General features: G+C 71.6%; 22 protein-coding genes and 1 tRNA gene. 9 read left to right on the top strand and 14 right to left on the bottom strand.

The genetic code is table 11. The features are described from left to right. Positions 1-13: 13 nt before the first annotated feature. Positions 14-1,897 carry a prolyl oligopeptidase family serine peptidase gene (locus ACFWJO_RS13085; RefSeq protein WP_386864778.1) on the bottom strand — a complete coding sequence of 628 codons (1,884 nt, stop codon included), beginning with the start codon at positions 1,895-1,897 and terminating at the stop codon, positions 14-16. A 70-nt stretch (positions 1,898-1,967) separates the two neighbouring features. On the opposite strand from ACFWJO_RS13085, the gene ACFWJO_RS13080 reads away from it, so the two are divergent. Beyond that, entirely contained in the window at positions 1,968-2,795 is an 828-nt protein-coding gene (locus ACFWJO_RS13080) for a class I SAM-dependent methyltransferase (RefSeq protein WP_386864777.1), read from the top strand. Between the two features lie 8 nt (positions 2,796-2,803). On the opposite strand, the gene ACFWJO_RS13075 is transcribed toward ACFWJO_RS13080, so the two are convergent. After that, complete coding sequence (locus ACFWJO_RS13075) at positions 2,804-3,100, bottom strand: DUF6191 domain-containing protein (RefSeq protein WP_386864776.1); 297 nt, start codon at positions 3,098-3,100, stop codon at positions 2,804-2,806. A gap of 172 nt (positions 3,101-3,272) precedes the next feature. Here ACFWJO_RS13075 and ACFWJO_RS13070 point away from each other — a divergent pair, with 172 nt between their 5' ends. Together ACFWJO_RS13070 and ACFWJO_RS13065 are read left to right on the top strand one after the other, a co-directional pair. Continuing rightward, a complete protein-coding gene (locus ACFWJO_RS13070) occupies positions 3,273-4,289 on the top strand; it encodes a YdcF family protein (RefSeq protein WP_386864775.1) in 1,017 nt (338 codons plus the stop codon). A 67-nt stretch (positions 4,290-4,356) separates the two neighbouring features. Then, positions 4,357-4,638 carry a hypothetical protein gene (locus tag ACFWJO_RS13065; protein ID WP_386864774.1) on the top strand — a complete coding sequence of 94 codons (282 nt, stop codon included), beginning with the start codon at positions 4,357-4,359 and terminating at the stop codon, positions 4,636-4,638. Positions 4,639-4,754: 116 nt separating this feature from the next. Here ACFWJO_RS13065 and ACFWJO_RS13060 read toward each other — a convergent pair whose 3' ends face one another. Both ACFWJO_RS13060 and ACFWJO_RS13055 read right to left on the bottom strand, forming a co-directional pair. Beyond that, positions 4,755-5,954, bottom strand: coding sequence for a serine/threonine-protein kinase (locus ACFWJO_RS13060; protein ID WP_386864806.1), 1,200 nt, complete (start codon positions 5,952-5,954; stop codon positions 4,755-4,757). Positions 5,955-6,043: 89 nt separating this feature from the next. After that, complete coding sequence (locus tag ACFWJO_RS13055) at positions 6,044-6,670, bottom strand: LysE/ArgO family amino acid transporter (protein ID WP_386864773.1); 627 nt, start codon at positions 6,668-6,670, stop codon at positions 6,044-6,046. Between the two features lie 70 nt (positions 6,671-6,740). Between ACFWJO_RS13055 and ACFWJO_RS13050 the strand changes: the two genes are divergently transcribed. After that, complete coding sequence (locus ACFWJO_RS13050) at positions 6,741-7,646, top strand: LysR family transcriptional regulator ArgP (protein WP_386864772.1); 906 nt, start codon at positions 6,741-6,743, stop codon at positions 7,644-7,646. Between the two features lie 25 nt (positions 7,647-7,671). On the opposite strand, the gene ACFWJO_RS13045 is transcribed toward ACFWJO_RS13050, so the two are convergent. Continuing rightward, positions 7,672-8,241 (bottom strand): hypothetical protein, encoded by a 570-nt coding sequence (locus tag ACFWJO_RS13045; RefSeq protein ID WP_386864771.1) that lies wholly within the window; start codon positions 8,239-8,241, stop codon positions 7,672-7,674. A gap of 450 nt (positions 8,242-8,691) precedes the next feature. On the opposite strand from ACFWJO_RS13045, the gene ACFWJO_RS13040 reads away from it, so the two are divergent. Then, the gene (locus ACFWJO_RS13040; RefSeq protein WP_386864770.1) at positions 8,692-9,072 is read left to right on the top strand and encodes a hypothetical protein; all 381 of its coding nucleotides are present in this window, start codon (positions 8,692-8,694) and stop codon (positions 9,070-9,072) included. Positions 9,073-9,088: 16 nt separating this feature from the next. On the opposite strand, the gene ACFWJO_RS13035 is transcribed toward ACFWJO_RS13040, so the two are convergent. Beyond that, positions 9,089-9,538 carry a DoxX family membrane protein gene (locus ACFWJO_RS13035; RefSeq protein WP_386864769.1) on the bottom strand — a complete coding sequence of 150 codons (450 nt, stop codon included), beginning with the start codon at positions 9,536-9,538 and terminating at the stop codon, positions 9,089-9,091. Positions 9,539-9,743: 205 nt separating this feature from the next. On the opposite strand from ACFWJO_RS13035, the gene ACFWJO_RS13030 reads away from it, so the two are divergent. Beyond that, a complete protein-coding gene (locus tag ACFWJO_RS13030; protein ID WP_386864805.1) occupies positions 9,744-10,934 on the top strand; it encodes an amidohydrolase family protein in 1,191 nt (396 codons plus the stop codon). A gap of 115 nt (positions 10,935-11,049) precedes the next feature. Here the strand turns inward: ACFWJO_RS13030 and ACFWJO_RS13025 are convergent, their stop codons facing one another. Continuing rightward, positions 11,050-11,445 carry a hypothetical protein gene (locus ACFWJO_RS13025; RefSeq protein ID WP_386864768.1) on the bottom strand — a complete coding sequence of 132 codons (396 nt, stop codon included), beginning with the start codon at positions 11,443-11,445 and terminating at the stop codon, positions 11,050-11,052. A gap of 248 nt (positions 11,446-11,693) precedes the next feature. On the opposite strand from ACFWJO_RS13025, the gene ACFWJO_RS13020 reads away from it, so the two are divergent. Together ACFWJO_RS13020 and ACFWJO_RS13015 are read left to right on the top strand one after the other, a co-directional pair. Beyond that, positions 11,694-12,617, top strand: a complete 924-nt coding sequence (locus ACFWJO_RS13020) for an FkbM family methyltransferase (protein ID WP_386864767.1) — start codon at positions 11,694-11,696, stop codon at positions 12,615-12,617. Positions 12,618-12,861: 244 nt separating this feature from the next. Continuing rightward, a complete protein-coding gene (locus ACFWJO_RS13015) occupies positions 12,862-13,290 on the top strand; it encodes a DUF2690 domain-containing protein (RefSeq protein WP_386864766.1) in 429 nt (142 codons plus the stop codon). A 161-nt stretch (positions 13,291-13,451) separates the two neighbouring features. Here ACFWJO_RS13015 and ACFWJO_RS13010 read toward each other — a convergent pair whose 3' ends face one another. The 6 genes from ACFWJO_RS13010 to ACFWJO_RS12985 all read right to left on the bottom strand — a co-directional run bounded on the left by ACFWJO_RS13010 (position 13,452) and on the right by ACFWJO_RS12985 (position 21,750). Next, positions 13,452-14,207, bottom strand: coding sequence for a glycosyltransferase family 2 protein (locus ACFWJO_RS13010; protein WP_386864765.1), 756 nt, complete (start codon positions 14,205-14,207; stop codon positions 13,452-13,454). A gap of 8 nt (positions 14,208-14,215) precedes the next feature. Beyond that, the gene (locus tag ACFWJO_RS13005; protein WP_386864764.1) at positions 14,216-15,004 is read right to left on the bottom strand and encodes a GntR family transcriptional regulator; all 789 of its coding nucleotides are present in this window, start codon (positions 15,002-15,004) and stop codon (positions 14,216-14,218) included. Positions 15,005-15,345: 341 nt separating this feature from the next. Continuing rightward, positions 15,346-19,356, bottom strand: a complete 4,011-nt coding sequence (locus ACFWJO_RS13000; protein WP_386864763.1) for an AAA family ATPase — start codon at positions 19,354-19,356, stop codon at positions 15,346-15,348. 570 nt (positions 19,357-19,926) lie between these two features. After that, positions 19,927-20,000, bottom strand: a tRNA-Pro gene (locus ACFWJO_RS12995). Between the two features lie 38 nt (positions 20,001-20,038). After that, on the bottom strand, positions 20,039-20,719 hold the full coding sequence (locus ACFWJO_RS12990) for a Pr6Pr family membrane protein (protein ID WP_386864762.1): 681 nt from the start codon (positions 20,717-20,719) through the stop codon (positions 20,039-20,041). Between the two features lie 92 nt (positions 20,720-20,811). Further along, positions 20,812-21,750 (bottom strand): metallophosphoesterase, encoded by a 939-nt coding sequence (locus ACFWJO_RS12985; protein WP_386864761.1) that lies wholly within the window; start codon positions 21,748-21,750, stop codon positions 20,812-20,814. A 95-nt stretch (positions 21,751-21,845) separates the two neighbouring features. Here ACFWJO_RS12985 and ACFWJO_RS12980 point away from each other — a divergent pair, with 95 nt between their 5' ends. Next, the gene (locus ACFWJO_RS12980) at positions 21,846-22,310 is read left to right on the top strand and encodes a GatB/YqeY domain-containing protein (protein WP_386864760.1); all 465 of its coding nucleotides are present in this window, start codon (positions 21,846-21,848) and stop codon (positions 22,308-22,310) included. A 196-nt stretch (positions 22,311-22,506) separates the two neighbouring features. Here ACFWJO_RS12980 and ACFWJO_RS12975 read toward each other — a convergent pair whose 3' ends face one another. After that, positions 22,507-24,747, bottom strand: a complete 2,241-nt coding sequence (locus tag ACFWJO_RS12975; RefSeq protein ID WP_386864759.1) for a transglycosylase domain-containing protein — start codon at positions 24,745-24,747, stop codon at positions 22,507-22,509. Positions 24,748-24,960: the final 213 nt, after the last annotated feature.

The raw sequence follows: 24,960 nt of genomic DNA, 5'->3' as shown, positions 1-24,960 counted from the left end.
TACGCAAGGCCCCTCAGTCCACCTCCTTCCGGGTCCCCAGGTGGCGGGCCGCGAAGGCGAGGTCCAGCGCGACCTGCTTGATCCGCTCGTCCACCACCAGCGAGCCGTGCCCCGCGTCGTACCGGTACACCTCGTGCACCGCGCCCCTGGCGGCCAGCCGGTCCACGTAGTTCTCGATCTGGCGGATCGGGCAGCGCGGGTCGTTGACCCCGGCCGAGATGTGCACCGGCGCCTTGACCGCGTCCACGTACGTCAGCGGCGAGGAGGCCGTGAACCGCTCGGGCACCTCCTCCGGCGACCCTCCGAGCAGCGTGCGGTCGAGCGCCTTCAGGGCCTCCATCTCGTCCTCGTACGCCGTCACGTAGTCGGCGACGGGCACCGCGGCGAGACCGACCGCCCAGGCGTCCGGCTGGGTGCCGAGGCCCAGCAGGGTGAGATAGCCGCCCCAGGAGCCGCCCGCGAGCACCAGCTTCTCCGGGTCGGCGAGGCCGCTCGCCACCGCCCACTCACGGACCGCCGCGATGTCCTCCAGCTCGATCAGACCGACCCGGTGCTTCAGCGCGTCCGTCCACTCCCGCCCGTAGCCGGTGGAGCCGCGGTAGTTCACCCGCACCACCGCGTAGCCGTGGTCGATCCAGGCGGCGGGGCCCGCGGCGAAGGAGTCGCTGTCGTGCCAGGTGGGACCGCCGTGCACCTCGAACACGGTCGGGAACGGGCCCTCGCCCTCGGCGGGGCGCTGCACCAGGGCGTGGATGCGACCACCCGGGCCCTCCACCCACACGTCCTCCACCGGCACCGACGGCGGCGCCTTCGGGCCCGGAGGGTCGAGGACGACCGAGCCGTCCGTGGACCGCACCACCGAGGGGTGGGCCGCCGAGGACCACAGGTACTCCACGGTGCCGTCCGGCCGGGCCGTCGCGCTCGACACCGTTCCCGCCGGGGTGTCCACCCGCACCAGGGCGCCGGTCGCGATCTCGTACCGCCACAGCTCGCTGCGTGCCTCGAAGCCGTGCACGATCAGCAGGCCCGAGCCGTCCGGATACCACTCGGCCGACACGTCGCCCGGCAGGTCGAGCCGCAGATCGGTCTCCGTGCCCGTGGCCACGTCCCACAGCATCGGCTCCCAGCGGCCGCGCCGCTGGTGACCGACGAGCAGCCGGGTGTCCCCGGCCAGCGGCGCGAAGCCGAGGACGGTCAGGCCCAGCTCCTCCGTACCGCCCTTGGTGTCGTCGAGCTCGGCCACCGCCGAGGCGTCGGCGGCGCGCAGCACCCGGATCGCCGAGTGCATCGCGTCGCCGTGCTCGGTGTGCTCGATCGCGATCAGGCTCCCGTCGTGGGACAGGTCGCCGACGCCGGCCGACTCGCGGTGCCGGTAGATCTCCACCGGCCCCTCGGCGCCCGGCCGCAGCAGATGGACGGTCGAGCCGTCCTCGTCCGTGGACCGGCCGACCACGACCGTGCCCTCCCGACCGATGGCGAGGCCCGCCGGATAGGAGGCGGCGAGCCCCGGCACGGCCGGCTCGTCCACGCCGCCGCCGAACGGCTGGCGCATCCACACGCCGAACTCGTCGCCGTCGGTGTCCGAGAACCACCAGATCCACCGGCCGTCCGGGCTGAGCGTGCCGTCCGTCGTCCCGTTCGGCCGGTCGGTCACCTGCCGCTGCACACCGGTCGCCCGGTCCCACGCGTACAGCTCGTACGTCCCCGTCGCGTTCGACACGAACAGCGAGCGGTCCGGGGCCTCCTCGGCCCACTCCGGCAGCGACACCCGCGGTGCGCGGAACCGCTGCTCCCAGGCGGGGGCCGCCGCGAAGTCCCCGCCGTCCGCGCCCGTGTCCGTGCCTTCGTTCACGTCCGCGCCCGCGCCCGCGTCTTCGTCCTTGATCTCCTCAGTCATGCAGCCATGATGCTCCGTCGGCCCGACAAATGGTTCGCCCCGTCCGCAGCCTGTGGATAACCTCCCGGACATGTACGCACCCACCCCCGAGGACTGGCACGCGGCCAACCGCGCCCGCTGGGACGAACGCGTCCCGCTCCACGTAGCCAGCGAGTTCTACGACCTCGACGCCTTCCGCGCCGGCAAGGACGCCCTGCGCGACTTCGAGCTCGAGGAGGTCGGGGACGTCACCGGACGCTCGCTGCTGCACCTCCAGTGCCACATCGGCCTGGACACCCTGTCCTGGGCCCGGCACGGCGCCGCCCGGGTCGTCGGCCTGGACTTCTCCGAGCCGGCCGTGGACGTCGCCCGCTCCCTCGCCTCCGACCTCGGCCTCACGCAGGACCGCGCCGCGTTCGTCGCGGCCGACGCGTACGACGCGGCCGAGGCGGTGCCGGACTCCTCGTACGACATCGTCTACACCGGCGGCGGGGCCCTGTGCTGGCTTCCCGACATCGACCGCTGGGCGGAGACGGCCGCCTCGCTGGTCGCGCCCGGTGGTTTCCTCTACGTCGCCGAGTTCCACCCGATCACCGACTCGTTCGACGACGAGACGGCGACCCGGATCGTGAACGACTACTTCGTGCGCGAGCCGTGGGTCGACACCTCGTCCGGCACGTACGCGGACCTCGACGCCGTCACCGTCCACAACCGCAGCGTGGAGTGGGTGCACCCGGTCGGCGAGGTCGTCACGGCGATCGCGAAGGCGGGGCTGCGGATCGAGTTCCTGCACGAGCACGACGTGACGCTGTTCCCCCGCTTCGAGGCGCTGGCGCGGCACGAGGACGGCTACTACCGCTTCTCGGCCGACCGGCCCCGCTTCCCGCTGATGTACTCGATCAGGGCCTCGAAGGCGTAGGCCGTGTCCTAGCGGGCGGGCGGAGTGAGCCTGATGACGGCGCGCCCGCCCGCCAGGTCCACCGTGGAGCGGTGGGGCGGGGCGCCGTCCTCCTCGTCGTCGCGCATCACGAGCGAACTCTGCCGCTCCTTCAGCTCGTTCTGCTTGCCCTGCGAGAAGGTCGCGTGGAGCTGCTCGAAACCGGTCGACGAGACCTGACCGCCGCGCCGGCCCCGCCCGGTGGGGCGCAGGATCTGGTCGCCGAAGGCGATCAGGGTCAGCAGGATGACCAGACCGGGCAGCGTCACGAACACGGCGAACTCCATGCCCGCCATTGTGTCCCGGCCGGGCGGACGGGGGAACGGGGGAACGGGCGGACGTGGGAACGGGGGAGCGGGGGAACGGCCGAAGCGCGCGGGTCGGTCGGCGAGTTCGGGCCGTCGTACGGGTCGCCGACGACGAAGGCCCGTTGTCGGAGGCGGGGCCTACGATGACGGCATGTTCGCCTACGCCGTGGCAGCCGTCTTCCTCGGGCTCTTCGGCGCCGGTGTGCTCCGCGACCGGCGCCGCTTCAGCAACGCCGTGTACCTGGGCCTCGCCGTGACCTTCCTCGGCCTCGGCCTGCTCGCCGGGATCGACGACGCGCCGCCCGGCGTCGCCGTCACGGTGATGGTCGTCGTGCTGCTCGTGCTGGCGCTCGGCCCGCTGGCGCTCGCCGGGATGCTGTGTGCCAACGGGGTCAAGATGGTCCGCAAGGAGGGCAGAAGGCCGGCCAATCTGCTCTCGCTGCTGGCCGGGCTCGGCATGTTCGGCGTCATGGGCCTGATGGCCGCCGCCGTCCTCACCCACTCCCCGACCCTCGGCATCGTCGTCGGCACCCTCCTGATGGTCCTCGGCTACGTCTCCTTCCTGTTCCTCAGCTTCATCGGCTACGCGTTCCTCTACGGCCGGATGCGCATCCGGCGCGACGCCGACTACGTCGTCGTCCTCGGCTCCGGCCTGGTCGGCGGCCGCCGCGTACCGCCGCTGCTCGCGAGCCGGCTGGAGCGGGGCCGCCAGGTGTACGAGACGCTGGCCGAGCGCCGCGAGGTGGACCGGACGCCGGTCCTGATCACCTCGGGCGGGCAGGGCCCCGACGAGGAGGTGCCGGAGTCGCACGCGATGGCCGACTACCTCGTGGAGCGCGGCTTCCCGGCGGACCGGATCGTGCGCGAGGACCGGTCGCGTACGACCGAGGAGAACATGCTGTTCAGCCACGCCCTGATGGAGGCGGAGCGCCCCGGTTCCGAGTGCGTGATCGTGACGAACAACTTCCACGCCTTCAGGGCCGCCCTGATGGCCCGGAAGGCGGGCGTCAACGGGCAGGTGGTCGGCTCGCCGACGGCCGCGTACTTCTGGCCCAGCGCGACCATCCGGGAGTTCGCGGCGGTCTTCCTCGAGTACAAGGCGGTGAACCTGGGCATCTGCTCGGTCCTGGTCCTGGCGGGCGCCGCCGCCCTCGCCGTCATACCGTGACGATGTCGGACGAACCGGGATGGCTCTACGCTGGAGGGAAGGCGGCCCGGCGCGCGGAGGCGACGTCATGAGAGCACGGCACCACTTCCACATCGACTACCGCGGCCACTCGGTCAGCGCCACCGTGCAGACCGGTCACCGTCCGGTGGTCGAGGTCCTCGTGGACGGCAAGGAGACGGGTTACGCCACCAGTCACGACGACCGCCCGGTCCTCATCCACGTGGAGCTGCCGACGGACCCGCCGACCCCGGTGACCGTCCGCGCGACGCCGGGCCCCGGGGTGCCGCGCTGCCTGCTGCTCGGACCGGAGGAGCAGGAGGGCCATGTGATGGCCCCGCGCATCTACTGACCGGCTCGCCCCCGGCTCGCCCCCGGCTCGCCCCCGGCGACCGGCCCCCGGCGACCGGCCCGCGGCGCCGAACGGGTCACGGCCACCGACCCGGCCCGCGCCCTCCGTTGACCGGCTCAGCTGAGCCAGGCCATTCCGATGAGCAGGAAGACGATGAACGCGACCGCGCCGGCGACGGCGGCGGTACGGCGCGGTCTGCGCCGGGATATCGCGGCCAGCGGGTTCTCGGCCGGCGGCTGGGCCCGCCGGGACCGCGGCTGAGGCGCGTGCGGGACCGGGGCGGGAGCGGGCCGTCCGGGAGCGGGCCGTACGGGTGCCTGTCGTACGGGTGCCTGCCGGCCGGGCGCGGGCCGGCCGGGGGCGGGGGCGCCGGCGGCGGCCGGATGCGGCGCCATCGGACGTACGGATCGCGGCCCGGCCTGCGGCGGCACGGCCTGAGGAGCGGGCCGGGGCGGCACGGCGTGCGGAGCGGGCTGCGGTACGGCCTGGGGCAGCGGCATCGGCTGGTCGCGCCACGATCCCGAGGTGAACCAGTCGGCGATGGCCTGCGCCGTGGGCCGCTGCTCAGGCTGCTTGGCGAGCAGCGACAGCAGATACGCCTCGAACGCGGCGGGCATCGGCACGCCGAGCTGCCGCGGCGGCGTCGGCGGCGTGTCGATGTGCTGGTACAGCAGCGCGGTCGCCGTGTCGGCGCGGAACGGCGTCTGCCCGGTGAGCAGTTGGTACAGCACGCAGCCCAGCGAGTAGACGTCCGAGGCGGGCGAGGCGGGCTGCCCGAGGGCCCGCTCGGGCGCGAGGTAGAGCCCGGTGCCCACGATCTGCCCCGTGGTGGTGAGACCGGCGGAGGGGTCGTCGACGAAGCGCGCGATGCCGAAGTCCGCGAGTTTCACCGTGCCGTCGGCGTCCATCAGCAGGTTCCCCGGCTTGATGTCCCGGTGCACCACGCCCTGCCGGTGCGCCGCGGCGAGCCCCGCGGCGGCGTGCGCGGCGACCGTGGCGACCTGCTCGGCACCGAGCACGACGGGCCGTGCCCGGTCACCGGCGAGGCTGTCGCCCGCCACCAGTTCCATGACGAGGTACAGCTTCCCGTCCCAGGTGCCGAAGTCGAACACCCCGACCACGTGCGGATGGCTCAGCCGTGCCGCGGTCTGCGCCTCCATGCGGAACCGGTCGGCCGCCGACGGGTCGTGCTCGTGACCCAGCATCAGTTTCACGGCCACGTCCCGCCCGAGCACCTCGTCGGTCGCCCGCCACACCTCGCCCATGCCGCCACGTCCGACACACACTTGGAGCCGATATCGGTCCGCGACCAGCACCTGAGAACCCACCCTTCTTCTGGACGCCTCATCGTAGAGCGGGTATTGAAGGGTGATTGCCCCGCGTCCACGTACGCCGCCCGCTCCCGCTAGGCGCCGGCCACCAGCATCCCTCCCATCGCGAGCATGGTGGCCGCGACCAGCCCGTCCAGGACCCGCCAGGCCCTCGGCCGGGACAGGACGCCGCTCAGCAGCCGGGCGCCGAACCCCAGGGCGGCGAACCAGCTCAGGCTGGCCAGGGCCGCGCCCGCGCCGAAGGCCCAGCGCAGGTCGCCGCGGTCGGAGGCGAGCGAGCCCAGCAGGAGCACGGTGTCGAGGTAGACGTGCGGGTTCAGCCAGGTCATCGCCAGGCAGGTCAGGACCGCCCGCCGCGCGGACCGCGCCCCGGGTCCGTCGCCGGCCGCGAGGGAGGCCTCCGGGTCGGGGCGCAGGACCCGCCGGGCCGCCAGGAAGCCGTAGCAGAGGAGGAACGCCCCGCCCGCCAGACCGACCGCGGTCAGCGCCGCCGGCCAGGCCGTGACGACCGCGCCGACGCCCGCCACCCCGAGCGCGATGAGCACCGCGTCCGAGACGGCGCAGATCGCGACGACCGCGAGGACGGCGTGCCCGCGGGCGCCCTGGCGCAGGACGAAGGCGTTCTGGGCCCCGATGGCCACGATGAGGGAGAGGCCGGTTCCGAAACCGGCGATTACGGCGGCGATGGTGCTGCTGGTCATGGGACCGACCGTACGAAGCACAGCCTCCCTGCGTACAGCTAAAGATTCTTAAGTATCCTTAGCCGTACTTATGAAAGAGCTTCCCCTGGACCAGGTCCGGACCCTGCTCGCGGTGGTCGACGAAGGCACCTTCGACGCCGCGGCCGCCGCCCTGCACGTGACTCCCTCCGCCGTCAGCCAGCGCGTCAAGGCGCTGGAGCAGCGCACCGGGCGGGTCCTGCTGCAGCGGACCAAGCCGGTACGGCTCACGGAGTCCGGCGAGGTGGTGGTCCGCTTCGCCCGCCAGCTCGCCCGGCTGGAACGGGACGCCCGCGCCGAGCTCGGCCTGGCGGCCGAGCAGGGCCCGGCGAGGGTTCCGATAGCGGTCAACGCCGATTCCCTCGCCACCTGGTTCCTGCCCGCGCTCACCCGGGTGCCGCAGGACCCGCCGATCTGCTTCGAGCTCTACCGGGAGGACGAGTCCCACACCACCGCCCTGCTGCGCGAGGGCCAGGTGATGGCGGCCGTCACCTCCTCGCCGGAGCCGGTGGCGGGCTGCACCGTACGGCAGCTCGGGTCGGCGCGCTATCTGGCCGCGGCCACGCCGGAGTTCGCGGCCCGCCATGTCACGGGTGACCTGGCCGCGGACCTGAGTGCGGCGCCCACGGTGGTCTTCGACCTGCGCGACGACCTCCAGGACGCGTTCGTCCGGTCCCTCACGGGGGGCCGCTCGGGCGCGGGACGGATCCGGCACATGGTGCCCGCCTCGGACGGCTTCCGGGACGCGGTGGTCGCGGGCCTCGGCTGGGGCCTCGTACCCGAACCGCAGGCCGTGCCGCTGCTGCGTGCCGGCCGCCTGGTGGAACTGGCACCGGGCCGGCCCCTGGACGTCCCGCTGTACTGGCAGCAGTGGAAGCTGGACTCACCTGCCCTGTCCACGGTCGCCGAGGTCGTGGCGGCAGCCGCCGCCGAGGCCCTGCTGCCCCACCACCCGTAGGACGGCGCCGCCCCGGCAGAACCGGTCACGCGTCGGCGGTGTCACCCTCGCGCCGCGTGGCGGGGAGCAGCAGGTCCCGCTCGGGGTGCTTCTCGCCGGAGACGCTGCCGTCCACGCCGAGGTCGACGCGGGCCGACTCGTGGAAGGCGTTGATCGCCCGGAACACGGCACGGTTCCGCTCCCGCCAGTCCTCGAGAGTGCCGCCGATCTTGCCGTTGGCCTGCCAGTCGACCTGGGCCGCGGCCACGTTGAGCTCGTGGGCGGCCTCCACGACGTCGTCCCCGGCGAGAAGCATGATCCGCTCGAAGGCCCGGCCGCGGGTCCGGCCGGCTTCCGACATCTCGGCCAGGAGCTCCTGGTCGGACTTGTCGCGCTCACGCAGCCCTTCACGGCATTCGTAGAGGTGCACCGCCAGGAATATGCAGGCGCGGACGCAGTCGATGTAGCCCTCGTACGCTTCGAGCTTCTTGCTGTCCCAGCGCGTCACCAACTCGTGCTTCTTGCGCAGCCGTTCCATGAAATACGTCGTGAGATGGGTGGTCAGCGCACCCAGCAACACGGCGGCGATCGTGACCCACTGCTCGGCACTTCCCATGCGTCCCCCTGACACGGCGTCATCTGGATGTCCAGAGGATCTTAGGAGTCGTCGCGGCATCTCACGGACCAGGGCCACCACATGCCCGAAAGGCCGTCGCTGCGGTGCGCCGCGACCACGCCGCCTCCCTCACCTCTTGTGCCCCCCTCACCTCCCTCACCTCCTCCGCCTCAGCACGTCCCGGCCGGCCCCATCAGCTGTCGCCTGAGTGGCTGCTCCTGGTTCGCGGGGCTTCTCCCGACTTCCTAGCGTGGCGATATCCGACACGGAGGAGGAGACATGCCGGCGAGTGAGTCACCTCAGGACGGGCCTCGATGGGGAACTCCGGGAGGCGGCCAGCCCCCTCCCGGGCAGTGGTCGTCCCCGCCCGGTCCGCCGCAGAAGCAGAAGCGGGGCCGTGGCTGCCTGTGGGGGTGCGCCGGCGCCGCGGCCGCGGTGATCGCCATTGGCGTGATCGTGGCAGTGATCGCCGCGGGAGACGGCGATGAGGGCACCACGCCCGCGCCGAGCAGGACGGCCGGCGAGGGGACCCAGCAGCCCGGGGGCGAGCGGGCGGACCTCGTCAGCTTCCAGCTGGACGACCGTTCGGCGGCCGGCATCACCAACATCTGGGTCGTCTGGACGATCAGGAACAGCAGCAGCAAGAAGTCCGACTACTCATGGGACTGGGAGGCCGTGGACGCCGGCGGCACCCGGCTCACGAGCGGGACCCAGCTGGAGACGAACGTGCTGCCCGGCCAGACGGCCCGGGGCGAGTACCCGACGACGCTCAAGACCGCGAAGGGCGTCAGACTCAACATCACCGACTTCGACCGGACCGCCAGCCCCTGAGCGCCTACGCCGAGCCCTACAGGAAGAACCCGAAGGCGCCGTCCAGCGACCACGTCTGCCAGCTCATGGCGAAGAACGCGACCGCCGATATCAGCGCCATCATCAGGTTCTGCCCCTGCTCGCCCCAGTCGTGGATCATCAGCACCAGGTAGATCAGGTTGAGGACCAGGCCCGCGATCAGCGCGATCGGCGTCAGGAAGCCGAAGACGAGTCCGAGGCCGAGGGCCAGTTCGGCGTATGCGACGAGGTAGGCCATGAGGCGGGGGCGGGGCCGTACGACGAGGTCGAAGCCCTGGCGGACGAAGGGCCAGCGGTGCCCTTCCGCCACGCCCGCCGCCCAGCGGATGCCGCCGCCGGCGAACCAGTCCTTCTTGTCCTTGTGGCGCCAGCTCTCCAGCCACCACAGGCCGAGGCCGATCCGGAGAACCGCCATCCACTCGGCTCCGTCGAGCCAGATCGTCCGCATCGGAGCGCTCCTTCCATCCAGCAGACCTGACGGATCGTCAGTTCAGCGGATCGCGGAGCGGCTGGCAAGAGGGGTGCGTCGCCGCGTCAGCCTTGCCGCTCACCGGCCCAGCCCATAACCTCGAACTGACGGTTCGTCAGATTCTCGTCGGGGCACCGGCGAGCGGCAGGGGGTAAGCGACGTGGCTACCGACGACAGCGGCACCATGGATCTCCCGAAGGTGATCAGCGTGGACGATCACGTGATCGAGCCCGCCCACCTCTTCGAGACCTGGCTCCCGAGCAAGTACCGCGACCGGGGGCCGAAGCCCTTCACCGCAGGCATCGGGGAGCTGGAGTACGTCGGCGGGAAGTACCGGTTCACGACCGACCCGGAGGGCCAGCTCACGGACTGGTGGCGGTACGAGGACGGGATCTTCCCGTACAAGCGGATCATCGCCGCCGTCGGCTTCTCGCGCGACGAGATGACCCTGGACGGCATCACGCGGGAGCAGATGCGCCGTGGCTGCTGGGACCCGAAGGCCCGGCTCGCCGACATGGACATGAACCACGTCGAGGCCTCGCTCTGCTTCCCGACCTTCCCGCGCTTCTGCGGCCAGACCTTCGCCGAGGCGAAGGACAAGGAGGTCGCCCTCGCCTGCGTCCGCGCCTACAACGACTGGATGGTCGAGGAGTGGTGCGGCGACAGTGGCGGCCGGCTGATCCCGCTGTGCCTGATCCCGCTCTGGGACATCGACCTGGCGGTGGCGGAGATCCACCGGAACGCCGCCCGCGGCGTACGGGCGGTGACGTTCTCGGAGATCCCGACCTACCTCGGCCTGCCGTCCATCCACTCGGGCTACTGGGACCCGTTCTTCGCGGCCTGCGAGGAGACCGGCACCGTGGTCAACATGCACATCGGCTCGTCGTCCCAGATGCCCGCCGCCTCCCCGGACGCCCCGCCGGCCGTCCAGGCCGCGCTGAGCTTCAACAACGCGATGGCGTCGATGATGGACTTCCTCTTCAGCGGTGTCCTGGTGAAGTTCCCGCGGCTCAAACTCGCCTACAGCGAGGGCCAGATGGGCTGGATCCCGTACGCCCTGGAGCGGGCGGACGACGTGTGGGAGGAGCACCGCGCCTGGGGCGGGGTGAAGGGCCTGATCCCGGAGCCGCCGTCCTCGTACTACTACCGGCAGATCTTCTGCTGCTTCTTCCGCGACAAGCACGGCATCGAGGCGATCGAAACGGTCGGCGTCGACAACGCCACCTTCGAGACCGACTACCCCCACGTCGACTCGACGTGGCCCCACACGAAGCAGGTGGCGGCCGACCACGTCGCGGGCCTCCCGGCCGACGTCGTCTACAAGCTCATGCGCGGCAACGCGATCCGCATGCTCGACCTGCCCTTCGACCGCTGACGCCGGAGCCGAGCCGTACGGGCCCGCCTCGACGGGCAGACCGGACGGGTCCTCCGCCCCTCGGTGGAGGACCCGTCCGGTGCGCGTCGCGCACAGTCGTGACGGCCGGCCGTCGCTACAACCAGCCCGCCGCCCTCACCGCCGCGACAGCCGCCGCCTCGGCGGCCTCCGCCCTGGCGTTCAGGTCCTCGTCCCGGCCGAGGGCGCTGCCGCCCGCCGCCGCCGCGGCCGCCAGTGACGCCTGGAGCGCGCTGCGATACGCGGCCTCGGCCGGCCCGCCACCGCCGGCGTGCGCCCTGGCCGCCTCGGCGGCGAGGGTCGCGGCAGCGGCGGCGTTCCGGGCGCAGCGTGCGTCGGCCGCCGGGTCGGGGCTGGTCTCGGCGAGGGAGGCGAGGTTCTGGTGGGTCAGGCGGACCGCCTGGGCCGCCCTCGACTCCGGGCTGTCGGGTACGAGCCTGGCCTGGCTGTCGTCGATGCCGGCGTGGCGGCACGCCGCGACGGCTCGCGCCACGGCGCTCCGCGCGCGGGCGCTGTGGCGGTCGCGAAGGGCTGTGTCAGCCGGGCCGGCGTCGGATTGAGCGGTGCCGTTCGGTGCGGTCATGGCCGTCTCCTCGTGTCCGGTGCGCTCGTCGGCGGCAGGGTGGCACGCCCTCCCCGAAGAGGCCAGAGCGGTGCAGGCATTAATTGACCGAGGCAACCAGGCGGTGGGCCGGAGCCGGGCGCTACGGTTCAGGTGACGCCCGACAGAGAGGCAAGCGGATGAACACCCCCGTCGCAGAGGCCCTGGTGACCCTCGGGCGCCGGTACGTACGTGACGCCCCGGTCCCGGCCGGCAAGGCCCTGCTCGCCGGCCGCTTCCTCAACCCTCACCTGCGGGAGCACCCTCGCCGCCGCGTCACCGAGACCCGTTTCGGCTCCCGCGTCGCCGTCGACACCCAGGACCTCATCCAGCGGTACCTCTACCTGTTCGGCGTCTGGGAGCCGCACATGACGGGGTGGCTCCAGCGGCGCCTGCGGCCGGGGGACACGTACATCGACGTCGGCGCGAACATCGGCTACTACAGCCTCCTCGCCGCCTCGCTCGTCGGCGCCGAGGGCCGGGTCGTCGCGGTCGAGGCCTCGCCGGTGTTCCACCGGCGCCTCCTGCGGAACGTCGCCCTCAACGAGTACGACAGCGTCCGCGCGGTCAACGGCGCCGTCTCGGACACCGAAGAGACCCTGAAGTTCGTGCTGGCCAGCTCCGCCAACATGGGCGCCAACAGCATCGTTCCGTACGAAGGGCCCGCCGAGTCCACCTTCGAGATCGCGGCGCGACCGCTGCCCGACCTCCTCACCGACGAGGAGATCGCCCGGGCACGCGTGATCAAGATCGACGTGGAGGGCGCGGAGGGCAGTGTCGTCCGGGGCATGACTCCCATGCTCCCCAAGCTGCGCCCCGACGCGGAGATCACCGTCGAGGTCACACCGGATCGGATGGCGCAGGTCGGTGACTCCGTGGACGAGTTGATGCAGACGATGCGGGACCACGGCTTCCACCCGTACCAGCTCGTCAACGACTACACGCCGGAGAGCTACGTGACCGCGCTGGGCGGCGCGACCCGTGAGCCGGTCCGGCTGACGGGGAAGGTCACGGGCGAGACCGACCTCGTCTTCTCGCGCGTGGACGCCGCACGACTTCCCTGACGAGGGCGGGAACGACACGGGCGGCGGTCCGGGCAGCGCACCCCTCACCGCCGCTCATTCCCGTGCGCCCCGCCCCTGCGCGGGGCGCACGCCTTCGCCGCCGGACAACCCTCGTATGCGCTCTTCAGCGTGGCGAGCGCGCGGCCGATCTCTGGATCGTCGGCATCGAAAGGTGGCGGCTGAGCTCTGGAGGATGAGCGTGTTGCGTGGACGACTCGGACGGGCCGTGAGGTTCCTGAAGCCCTTGAGGCCCCTGAAGCCCCTGCGGGCCGCCGTGTTGCTTGTCGTGGTCGGCGCCGCCTCGCTGCCGCTGGGTGCGGCCGAGGCCTCGCCCGCCGCAGCTCCGGCCGCGTCCTGCGTCGGAGCCGAGTGCACCGACAAGGACCCCGTCGCCATGGGATGCAACACCGGCGCCCGGACCGTGGCTTCCGCGTCGCTGCCCGGCGGCGGGCTCGTCGAGCTGCGGTGGAGCGCCGCCTGCCGGGCGAACTGGGCAAGAGTGAGCGGGGTCGCCCGAGGCACCTGGTTCGGCGTGGAGAACGACCTGTACCAAAGCATCGGCGACTACGCGGGAACGTCCGGGTACAGCTACACGGACATGGTCAACGGCACCGTCAGCGCTCATGCGGGAGCCGAAGTCAACGGGAGGGTGTACTGGACCCGATGGGTCTAGGCCGTCTCTTCCGGATCTTGGCCGGGTCCGCGACGCCTGGCACGGCACCTCGCCGCGTTGCCGAAACGCCCCGATAGCTCCGCTATCGCGACGCTCCGGCGCCTTGCGATGCACCGCGCCAGACGCCGCGGCCTTTCCGGCCCTGATCCGAAAGAAACGGCCTAGCCGGCCGGGTACCGCCAGCCCAGCTCCGCCAGTCGCTCCGCCCGCGCCTGTACGACCGCCATGCGTGCCTCCCGCTCCGCCGCCTCCGTGTGCGACGGCTGGCTCGTCGCCTGCCCGGGCCACTTGCGGTAGAGCAGACCCACCTCCGCCGAGAACCAGCCACGGCTCGTCGCGTCCAGGGCCATCAGCAGGCCGGTGTCCTCCGAAGCCGGCAGGGCCATCCAGCCGCCCAGGGCGAGGAGGAGGTCGCGGCGGACGAAGAGCGTCGCCGGGTGGACCTGGGCGCGGAAGTCGTTCGCCTTCCAGTGCTCCAGGACCTCGCCGCGCTCGATCGCGCCGGGCTCCGGGTCGCCGGGGAAGCCGACGGTCGAGCCGTCGGGCAGCAGGTCGAGCACGCGTGACGTCGCCCAGCCGATCGACGCGTCCGCTTCGAGGGCGGCCAGGTCGCGGGCGAGGACGCCGGGCGCCAACTGGTCATCGGCGTCGAGGACCTTGACGTAGTCGCCGTCCGCGTGCGCCATCGCCATCATGCGGGCGACTCCGGGGCCGCCCGGCCTGCCCTGACGGAAGGTCACCCGCTCGTCCTGGGGGACGTACGGGGCGACCCGGTCCGTCTGGCCGTCCTCCTGGACGAGCCAGTGCCACTCCCAGCCCTCGGGGAGTTCCTGCTCGCAGATCGACTTGTACGCGTCCGACAGGAAGGGGGCGGAAGGGGCGTGGACAGCGGTGACGATGATGATGCGCCGGCTCACGGCAGCATTCACCACCTTTCCAGGGGAGTGGTGAAGAGCATTTCCGTGCGGTCGCCGGGCAGCGTGACGTCGGAGATCTCCACAGCGCGGTTGTCGATGTCGTACGAGGTCTTCCGGAGGACGATGACCGAGGTCCCCGGCGGGAGTTCGAGCTCCTCGGCCTCTTCGGGCGTCGGCGGACGGGCGGTGATCCGCTCCTCGATGCGGTCCAGTTCGATGCCGATCGTCAGCAGCTGGTTCTGGGTGCCGCCGGGCCAGGGCTCGTTGGTCTCGTCCAGGAGGGCGGGGTTCACGGCGACCATGTCGCGCACGAGGTACGAGCTCACGAGGGCGAAGGGCGCGGTCTCGACCGCGTACCGCGTGCGGTAGATCCGTTCGACCAGGGCCGTGCCCTCGGGGACGGCGAAGGCCTCGGCGAGGGACTTGTCCGCCTTGGCCTCCCCGTAGGAGGCGTGGAAGACGAGGTCGTTCACCTGGAGGCCGGTGTCGTGCTCGGTGGCGCCGGTCCGCAGACGCTCCTGCTCCGTCTCCAGCGCCCGGGCCTTCTCCCACTGGTGGCGCAGGTTCGTGCGGAGCACGCGCGTACGGGGGCGACGGACGAAATTGCCGCGGCCGTGCTGCTTCTCGATCAGCCCCTCGTCCTGCAGGAGGCGGAGTGCTTCCCGGACCGTCGGGACGCTCTTCCGGTGCTGGTCCGCCAGGGCGGTCTCGGCCGGCAGTCGGTCTCCTGGAGCCAGCTGACCTGCGCGGATGGCCTCTCTCAGCTCATCGGCGATCTTCTCGTACGCCTTCGCCATCTGGTACTCACCGTTCCAGTTCGAGGTACGCCGCCAGCATACGACTCCTCAAGAGGTCTTGACGACCGGAGGCGCGTGAGCCGCAGGGCCGTAACGGAGTCACGCCGCAACAGCTTCTCAAGAAAGGGCCGTTCTCCCTCCCGAGGGCGGTCCCTCTGGCGTCGCCGGCGAATTGAACTCATTCATTTCGAGCTCTTCAAGCGACGGAAAGAGCCCGACCGCTGGCGACGGGGGATGCACCAGCGATCGGGCTGTTTCCCCACAGTAACAAGGCACTTGTACTGCCGGAACCGCATGGTCGAACCCGCCGGTAAGTTGTGAGCGGGATCACCCGGATCTGTTTACTGATCACATGGGGGCTCGTACGAGAGGCGGGGGAGATATTCGGCCCATTTCTCGCGGGTCAGAATGTTGCGAGTGGTCGAGCAGACGTGACGCACGGCCTCGTCGACGTCCAGGTTCCACAGGCGGACGGTATCGGTGCCGCTCGATACTCCGAGCATCGTGCTCTTGGGGCTGAAGGACAGGAAGTTGCCCGTCTTGGCGTTGGGACTCATCGACTGACCGATGGGGGCGGCCGCGGAGGGCACGGCGACGTTCCAGATCCGGACCGTGTTGTCGTTGCCGCCGCTCGCCAGCGTGCGTCCGCCCCGGCTGAACGTCAGGGACACGACCGCCTCGGTGTGACCGGTGAGGGTGGCGACCGGACGGGTCGCCTTGGAGGCGCCGGTGACGTCCCAGAGCCGGACCGTGTTGTCATCGCTTCCGCTCGCCAGCGTGTGGCCGTCCGGGCTGTACGCGAGCGCGTTGACGGGACCCAGGTGGCCCTTCAGGGGCGACCCCAGCGGGGTGATGTGCCCGGAATCGGCCACGTTCCAGAGCCGGATCGTGTCATCCGCGCTGCCGCTGGCGAGAGTTCGGCCGTCCGGACTGAAGGCGAGGGCGTTGACGTAGCCGCCGTGGCCCGTGAGCGGCCTGCCGAGCGGAACGAGCCGGGACGGATCGCCGGCGTCCCACAGCTGGATGGTGCGGTCGTCGTAGGCGGTGGCCAGCACGCGCCCGTCCGGGCTGAACGCCAGCGCACCGGGGCCCGCGAAGCGTGTCCGCAGCGTGACGGGCGGCCCGTAGCGCACCGGCCGGGTCGGGGCGGCGATGTTCCACAGCTGCACCGCGCGGTTTCCCGTGAACACCGCGAGCGTGTGGCCGTCGGGAGAGAGCACCAGCGCACGCGTGGCTCCCTCGCCGGGCACGAACGGCCTGCCCAGCAGCACCGGCGCGTGGGGAGTGTCCACGTTCCACAGCCGGACCCTCCCGTCGCGCGCGGCCGTGGCGAGCACCCGCCCGTCCGGGCGGAACGTCCCGATGCGTCCGATCATGTCCGAGGTCGGCAGCGACCACAGGCGGACCCTGTTGTCGCCGCTCCCCGTGGCGAGGGTCCGGCCGTCGGGGCTGAAGCCCACGGCGTACATCTCGCCGCTGCTCCCGGAGAGGGGTTCGCCGACCTGCGACGGGTACGCGGGATCGCTCACGTTCCACAGGCTCGCCCTGCTGTCCGCGCTGCCGGCGGCGAGCATGGCCCCGTTCGGGCTGAACGCAACGGACCACACGGGACCGGTGTGGCCGGTGAGCGGCGTGCCGATGGCGGTGGCATGGCGCGGGTCGGTCACGTTCCAGAGCCGGACGGTGTCGTCCGAGCTGCCGCTGGCGAGCGTCCGGCCGTCGGGGCTGAAGGCGACGGAGTGCACCGTGTCCGTGTGGCCGGTGAGCGGTGCGCCGACGGGCAGCGGGCGACGGGGATCGGCGACGTCCCACACCCTGATCGTGGCGTCGTCGCCACCCGCCGCCAGGGTCCTGCCGTCGGGGGCGAACGCCACGGACCGCACGGCGGCCGTGTGGCCGGACAGGGCACCGAGCGGCCCCGGCCGGCGCGGGTCGGCCAGGTTCCACAGGCGGACCCGGTGGTCGTCGTGGGCCGAGGCCAGCGTGCGTCCGTCCGGGCTGAAGGCGAGCAGGTAGATCGCGCCGCCCCGGCCCGCCAGGGGCGTGCCGACCGGCTGCGGGCGGCGGGGATCCCGTACGTCCCACAGGCGGATCGTGCCGTCGTCCGAAGCGCTGGCGAGGGTGCGGCCGTCCGGGCTGAAGACCGCGGTGCTCACCCAGCTGGTGTGGCCGGTCAGGGGCCTGCCCAGCGGTTCGGGGCGCGTCGGGTCCGTCACGTCCCACAGCCGGACGGTCCGGTCGTAGCTGGCGGTCGCCAGGGTCCGCCCGTCCGGGCTGAACGAGGTGAGGTAGACGGCGCCGGTGTGGCCGAGGAGAGGGGTGGCCAGCGGGGCGTTCACGATCGAGATCAACCGGTTGCGCGTGCCCTCGTCGTCCGGGCGCAGGCGGTGTGCCACGAGGTCGAGCTGCGCGGACAACGACGGATCCGTGTACTGGACGCGGTCGGCTTCCGCGAGCACCTGCTCGAACACGGCGTCGTTCCGCTGCTGCCACGCGACCACCGACGAACCGACGGCCAGGACCACCAGGGCGACCAGGGCCGCCACCGCACAACGCCCGATCCGGACCGTGCGCTTGCGCAGCCTGACCGAGGCCGCGAGGAATTCCACCGCGCCGCGGGTCAGGGCGAGGTCGCCGGCGGTCTCCGCCCAGGCGTGGGCGTGTTCGAGACGAGAACCCCGGTAGAGCAGTGACGTGTCGCGGTCCGAGCTCTCCCAGGCCCTGCTGTCGTCCTCCAGCTGCTGGCGCAGCAGGTTGCCGTTCCTGTCCTCGTCGATCCACTCGCGCAGCCGCGGCCAGGCGTGGAGCAGCGCTTCGTGGGTGATCTCCACCGTGTCCGCGTCGAGCGTCACCAGGCGGGCGCGCACCAGCGCTTCGAGCGACTCGTCCGTCTTGCCGGGGTCCGTCGACTCCTCCGCCAGCTGGCGGCGCGTCCCCCGCCGCCGCGTGGCCGGGGTGTCCTCGCCGAGCCGGACCAGTCGCAGGAGGAGCAGCCGTGCGGCCGAGCGTGCCGCCGGGTCGAGGCCGGACCACGCGCGCTCGGCGGTCGCCGCCACGGCGCCCTGGATTCCTCCGGACGCGCGGTAGCCGGCCAGGGTCAGCCTTCCCGCCTTCCGCCGCTGCCAGGTGGCGAGCAGGGCGTGGGAGAGCAGCGGCAGGACTCCCGCGTCGTGCGCCCCGCGGGGTCCGTCGGTGCTCACTTCGCGGACGATGAGCTCCGCCAGCCCGGGCTCGAGTTCCAGACCGACGGCCTTGGCCGGCCCGGTCACCGCCCCGCGCAGTTCCGCGGTGGTCAGCGGCCCGAGCACCATGTGCCGGTGCTGCAGCGCGTCGGCCAGCTCGGGATAGCCGAGGCAGTGCTCGTAGAAGTCGGCGCGTATGCCGAGGACGACGAGCGCGGGGGCCGGGGCGCCGGGGCCGTCGGGCGAGCACATGGCGTGGAGGAGCCGGATGAAGGCGCGCCTGTTCGTCTCGTCCGAGCAGAGGGTGAACGTTTCCTCGAACTGGTCCACGATGATGACCGGACGGCCGGGGGAGGACGTCTCCCGTCGCGCCCATGCCGTGACGGCCTCCCTCGCCTCCCGCGCGAAGGGCGTGGTGGCGCTCGGCTCCTCCTCCGCCGGGTCGTCCGCCGCGGGGACGACCCTCGCGAGGTCGGGGATCCCGCGGACCAGCTCGGCGAGGGGGTCGGCTCCCGGTACGAGGTGCAGGACCTCCCGCGGCTGGTGGTTCTCGTCTCCCGGCGCGCCGTTTCTGAGCGAGGGCACCAGGCCGGCGTTCAGCAGGGAGGACTTGCCCGCCCCTGAAGCACCCACGAGGACGACCAGGCCGCCCGTCTTCTCCGCCGCGCGGAGCTGGGCGACGAGGGCGTCCGTGCTCCGCTCGCGGCCGAAGAACCACTGGGCGTGCTGCGGACGGTACGCGGCGAGTCCCAGGTACGGGCAGACGCCACCGGGGACGGCCGGCGCGGCGGCCGGGGGCCGCTCCTCCTCCGCCGCGGACGAGGCGGTGCGGTCGCCGACGGGGTCGGTCACCGCGCGCTCCCAGAGGCGCTGCCACTGCGCGAGGTCGTACAGCCCGGCGGACACGGGCACGGGCCGCGATCGCCGGGCCTGGGGGATCAGGACGTGCAGCACGGCCGCGAGGGCGGCGAACTGGGCGGGCACGTTCCTGGCACGCCGCCAGTCGCTGATCCGCTGGGCGGACACCCGGACGAGCCGTCCGCGTTCGTCGACCCGCTGAAGCTGGGCGACCGCCTCGGCCACCCGCTTGAGGGGCGGGTTGCCGGCCTCCTTGTAGAGCAGCGCGAGGCGCTCCGCGAAGGCCGTGCGTGCCTCCGAGTCGGAACTCAAGGCCTCTACCCCTTACTTCCCCCGCCCCCGGACATCCGGACCGGAAAACTCACCCTATACGTCTGACCTGCGGTTATGGCCTTGCCGCGAGGCCGGAGCCTCCCCGGCGGGAGCCAGAACTGACAGGATCACGAGCAGCAGCGAACCAGCCGCGCGTCTCCCGAACAGGGCACCAGCTCAGCGCTCCCCGAGGCAACTCATGACGAGCGTGTTCTTGGTCGCTTCCGCGCCGCCAGTCTTCGGTCCGCGCGGTATCCGCACGGATCGACGCCGCACGCATCGTCCGGTACCGGTCCGCACGCGGGGAGGGACCGGTACCGGACGACGCGGTGGGGAGAGCGAGATCTCCACCGTGGGACCGTGCCGCGGAAACCGCCTCCTGAAAGGTCGCCGGGGAACCACCCTGGGAAGCCACTCCGAGCGATCACTCCCGGCAACCGCCCCGGCGAACCGCCCCCGCAACCCGCAGCACCTGGCCGCAAACCCGGCGAACCCCGCGGCACTCCCGGAAACCACTCAGGGGCCCGACCCGCTCTCGCGGATCAGGCCCCTGATCTGGTCTTACAGCTGTCGGGGTGGCGGGATTTGAACCCACGACCTCTTCGTCCCGAACGAAGCGCGCTGCCAAGCTGCGCTACACCCCGATGTCGCTGCTCTGTTCTTCACGTCGCGGCGACATCGATTACTTTAGCCCACCCGCGCCCAGAGACGAAATCCGGTTTTCGCGGCCCGCCACCGCAGGTCGGAAGCGGTCCACGGTGACCAGGGCGAGGGCCAGGGCGTAGAAGGCGAGGCCGAGGACCAGGGCGTTGGTGAGGACGCCCGGGTAGCCGTGGGCGGTGACGTCGAGGAAGGGGTACGTGTAGCGGGTCGGGGTGTCGGGGGAGACGAGCGCGCCGCGGACCAGGGCGAAGACCAGGTAGGCGCCCGGCGCCGCGAGCCACTGGGCGGCGTGGCGCCACCGGAGGGTGCCCGGGCGGGTGAGCAGGAGCCAGTCGAGGACCACGCCGAGCGGGGTCACGCTGTGGAGCAGCTGGTTGGCGACCGCCCTGGCGCCGCTGAGGCGGGCGATCTCGGCGGCCTGGTTGAACTCGCTCGCCGGGTTGTCCAGGACCAGGTGGAAGACCAGCCCGACCACGGAGATGCAGAGCAGCACCCCGCCCGTCCAGACCGGTGCCAGGGGTGGTTGCCGCCGCCAGGCCCGTACGGCGCCCAGGCCGAGGACGACGGCGACGGCGGTGTTCGACCAGATCGTGAAGAAGCTGAAGACGACGAGGGGGTTCCCCTCGACGCACTCGATCACGATGCCCGTCGCCGCGGCCAGGGCGATCAGTGCGCGGAAGAGAGAGGTGGCGTACGGCATGGGGGCACCGTACGCGACCACTCCGGCCCGGGCGCCGAGGCCCGAGCGGTCGGGCGCGGGCCCGAGCGGTCAGGCGCGGGCCCGAGCGGTGGTCAGGCGCGGGCCGTCAGGGTGAGGAGGGTCGCCTCCGGCGGGCAGGCGAAGCGGACCGGCGTGTACCGGTTGGTGCCGCAGCCGGCCGAGACGTGCAGGTACGAGGTGCGGTCGGCGACCGTGTGGGTGGACAGGCCCTTCACGCGGTCGGTGTCCAGGTCGCAGTTGGTGACCAGGGCGCCGTAGAAGGGGATGCACAGCTGCCCGCCGTGCGTGTGCCCGGCCAGGATCAGCTCGTAGCCGTCCGCCGTGAACGCGTCCAGGGACCGCAGGTACGGCGCGTGCACCACGCCCATCGAGAAGTCGGCGTCCTGGTCGGGGCCGCCGGCCACCCGCTCGTAACGGTCCCGCTTGATGTGCGGGTCGTCGACGCCGGTGAAGGCGAGGTCGAGGCCGGGCAGCTTCAGCCGGCCGCGGGTGTTGGTCAGGTTCACCCAGCCCGCCGCGTCGAAGGCGTCCCGCATGCCTTCCCACGGGTTGTGGACGGCGCCGACCACCGGCGGGTTGCCGTTGAGGCCGTGCCGGCCCTGCACCTTCTCCTTCAGATAGCGGGCGGGGTTGCGCAGCCGCGGCCCGTAGTAGTCGTTCGAGCCGAAGACGTACACGCCGGGGAACTCCATCAGCGGCCCCAGCGCGTCCAGGACCTCCGGCACCGCCTCCGTGTCGGAGAGGTTGTCACCGGTGTTCACGACGAAGTCCGGACGCAGTCCGGCGAGGGACTGCAGCCAGGCCCGCTTCTTGCGCTGGCCGCTGACCATGTGGATGTCGGAGACCTGGAGGACCCGCAGATCACGCATGCCCCGGGGGAGCACCGGGATGGTCACCCGGCGCAGTCGGAAGGAGCGGGCCTCGAAGCCCGCCGCGTAGACGATGCCGGCCGCTGCCGTCGCCGTGAGGCCTGCCGTGATCTTCAGGGGGATCCCGTACCGTGCGCGCATCCCCTTATCGTCGCAGACCCGTCGAGCGGCTTCGTGGACACGGCGGTCGGAAATGCGCGGGCGGTACGGCCCCGGCACCTGCCACACTTGTGCGCATGACCACGCTCAAGGCCAAGCTTCAGGACGACCTCAACGCCGCGATCAAGGAGCGCGACGAGCTGCGCTCCTCGACCCTGCGGCTGACCATCGCCGCCGTCACGAAGGAGGAGGTCGCGGGCAAGACCAAGCGCGAGCTCTCCGACGACGAGGTGCAGAAGGTGATCGCCAAGGAGGCGAAGAAGCGCCGCGAGGCCGCGGACGCCTTCGCCCAGGGCGGTCGCGCCGAGCAGGCCGAACGCGAGCGGGCCGAGGGCGAGATCCTGGACGCGTACCTGCCGAAGCAGCTGAGCGACGAGGAGCTGGAGGCCGTCGTGGCCGCCGCCGTCGAGGAGGCGAAGGCCGCCGGTGCGGAGGGCCCGCGTGCGATGGGCGCCGTCATGAAGATCGTCAACCCGAAGGTCGCCGGGCAGGCGGAGGGCGGCCGCGTCGCCGCCGTCGTGAAGAAGCTCCTCGCCGGCTGATCCGCCCGCGCACGGCACGCGCGCACAGCGACACACGACACACGAAGGCGCCCCTCCCGGTCATCGGGAGGGGCGCCTTCGCCGTACGAGCCGGAGTACGGGTACGACCGGAGTACGGGTACGAGCAGGAGTACAGGTACGAGCAGGCGTACGGGTACAGCAGGCGTACGGGTACTACCGCCTACCGGGCCACTGGCTAGCCGTCGCGGCCGCCGTTCCCGTTGCCGGGCCTGCCCGCCGTCCCGCCGATCAGGTCCGGCGGGAGGGTGATCCCGCCCGGGAGCGTGGTGCCCGGGTTCGGCCCGCCCGGCTTGTTGTCGTCGCCGGGGCGCTTGTCCTTGTCCTTGTCCTTGTCACCGGGCTGCGCGCCGCGCGGCACGTGGATCGGGACGAAGGACGGGGTCTCACCGGCGTCGAGCGCGCCGGTCATCGCGATCCGCCAGATCGGGCCGGGGAGGCAGCCACCGCAGACCTTGTCGTAGTACTGGCCGCCGATGGTGATGTCGTACATCGACTTCTTCTCGCCGACGTCGTCACCGACCCACACCGCCGTGGACAGGTTCGGCGTGTAGCCCACGAACCAGGCGTCCTTGCGGTCGTTGGTCGTACCCGTCTTGCCCGCGTTGTCACGGTCGCTCAGACCGGCCTTGGTACCGGTGCCGTCCTCGACGACGCCCTTCAGCATCTGGTTGACGGTGTCGGCGGTCCGCTCGCTCATCGCCTTGGAGCACTCGGTCTGCGGGACCTTCAGCTTCTCGCCGCCCGCCGTCGTGATCGACTCGATGGCGATGGGCGTGCAGTACGTGCCGCGGTTGGCGAAGGTCGCGTAGACCGAGGCCATGTCGAGCGGGGTGGCCTCCTGGCCGCCGAGGGTGATGGAGGGAAGCTCCTTCAGCTTCTTGCCGAGCTCCCGCTCGTACCCCATCTTCTGGGCCATGTTGACGGTCTCGCAGAGACCGGCCATCTGCTCGAGCTGCGCGAAGTAGGTGTTGATGGACTTTCCGAGCGCGCTGGTCATGTCCCAGGTGCCGGCCTCGGACTGCATCTCGTTCTGCAGGTCCCAGTTGCCGCCGCCGGACGGACCGCCGGCGCAGGTGGTGTACGAGTTCATCGGCACCGAGATCTTCCACGGCGTCGTGAACGACTGGGCCGGGCTCAGGCCCTTCTCCAGCGCCGCGGCGGCCGTGATCGGCTTGAAGGTCGAGCCGACCTGGAAGCCGTAGGTCGTGCCGCCCATCTTCTTGCCGACGGACAGGTTGAGCGTCGTCTGGTGGAGCTTCTGGTCGAGGCCGTATGGGCGGGACTGACCCATCGAGAGGATCTTGCCGCTGCCGGGCTGGACCTGGACCACCGCGGCGGCGACCGGGTCGTCCTTGTCGACCTTGGCGATGGCGGCCTCGTTGGCGGCGGCCTGGGCGCGCGGGTCGAGGGTGGTCCGGACGGTCAGGCCGCCCAGGTTCCACAGCTTCTGGCGCTCCTCGGCGGTCTTGCCGAAGACCGGGTCGTTGAGGATCGTCTTGCGGACGTAGTCGCAGAAGAAGCCGGCGCCGTCGACGGCGGTGATGCAGCCGTTCTTCGGCGACTTCACCTTCAGCTTGATCGGGGTGGCCTTCGCTCTGTCGGCCTCCGCCTGGCTGATGTCCTTCACGTCGGCCATGCGCTGGAGGACGGTGTTGCGGCGCTTGGTCGCCTCCTGGATGTCGTTCACCGGGTCGTAGCGGCTCGGCGACTGCACGAGGCCGGCCATCATGGCGGCCTCGGGGAGGTCGAGGTCGGCGGCGGGCTTGGAGAAGTAGCGCTGCGAGGCGGCCTCGATGCCGTAGGCCTGCTGCCCGAAGAACGTGATGTTGAGGTAGTTCTCCAGGATCTTCTTCTTGCCCAGCTCCTCCTCGACCTGGATGGCGAACTTCAGCTCGCGCACCTTGCGGCCCATGGTCTGCTGGGTGGCCTGGGCGACCTTCTCGGGGTCGTCGCCGGCCTCCTCGACGAAGACGTTCTTCACGTACTGCTGGGTGAGCGTGGACGCGCCCTGCGCGACCCCGCCCGACTGCGCGTTGCGGTTGATGGCGCGCAGCACGCCCTTGAGGTCGATCGCGCCGTGCTCGTAGAAGCGCGAGTCCTCGATCGCGACGATCGCCTTCTGCATGTACGGGGAGATCTTGTCCAGCGGCACGACCTTCCGGTCGCGCGAGTACACGGTGGCGATGTGGCCGCCCTCTGAGTCGAGGATCGTGGTGCGCTGACTCAGCGGCGGCGTCTTCAGGTTGGACGGGATCTCGTCGAACCCCTCGACCGTGCCCTTCGCCGCCAGCCCCACCACTCCGGCCGCGGGCAGGGCGATGCCCGCCAGCACGGCTCCGGCGAGCACACTGACCCCGAGGAACTTGGCGGCCTGCTGGGTCCCGGTCAGACCTCCGCCCGAGCGCTTCTTTGCCATGGGGGCAGCCTACGTTCTCATTCGCCGGACACACGTATATGCCTTGGCCTAAGCTGCTCCCAACTGTCACAGCAGTGTGGTCCGGCATCAAGACCCGTGCGTGACGTAGGTGTGAATTCCCGCGTCCCCGAAGCGCGGTGGCTTCATGCCTGAATCGGGCTCATGTCCGGTATGGCCGTGATGTCCTGGCGTCACTCCCCTGGGTGATCTGAC

Origin of the sequence: Streptomyces sp. NPDC127092, assembly GCF_042722475.1 — a bacterium.
In the GTDB taxonomy this organism is placed as follows: domain Bacteria; phylum Actinomycetota; class Actinomycetes; order Streptomycetales; family Streptomycetaceae; genus Streptomyces.
The sequence above is the reverse complement of the archived record's forward strand: the minus strand, read 5'-3'. Positions and strand labels throughout refer to the sequence as shown.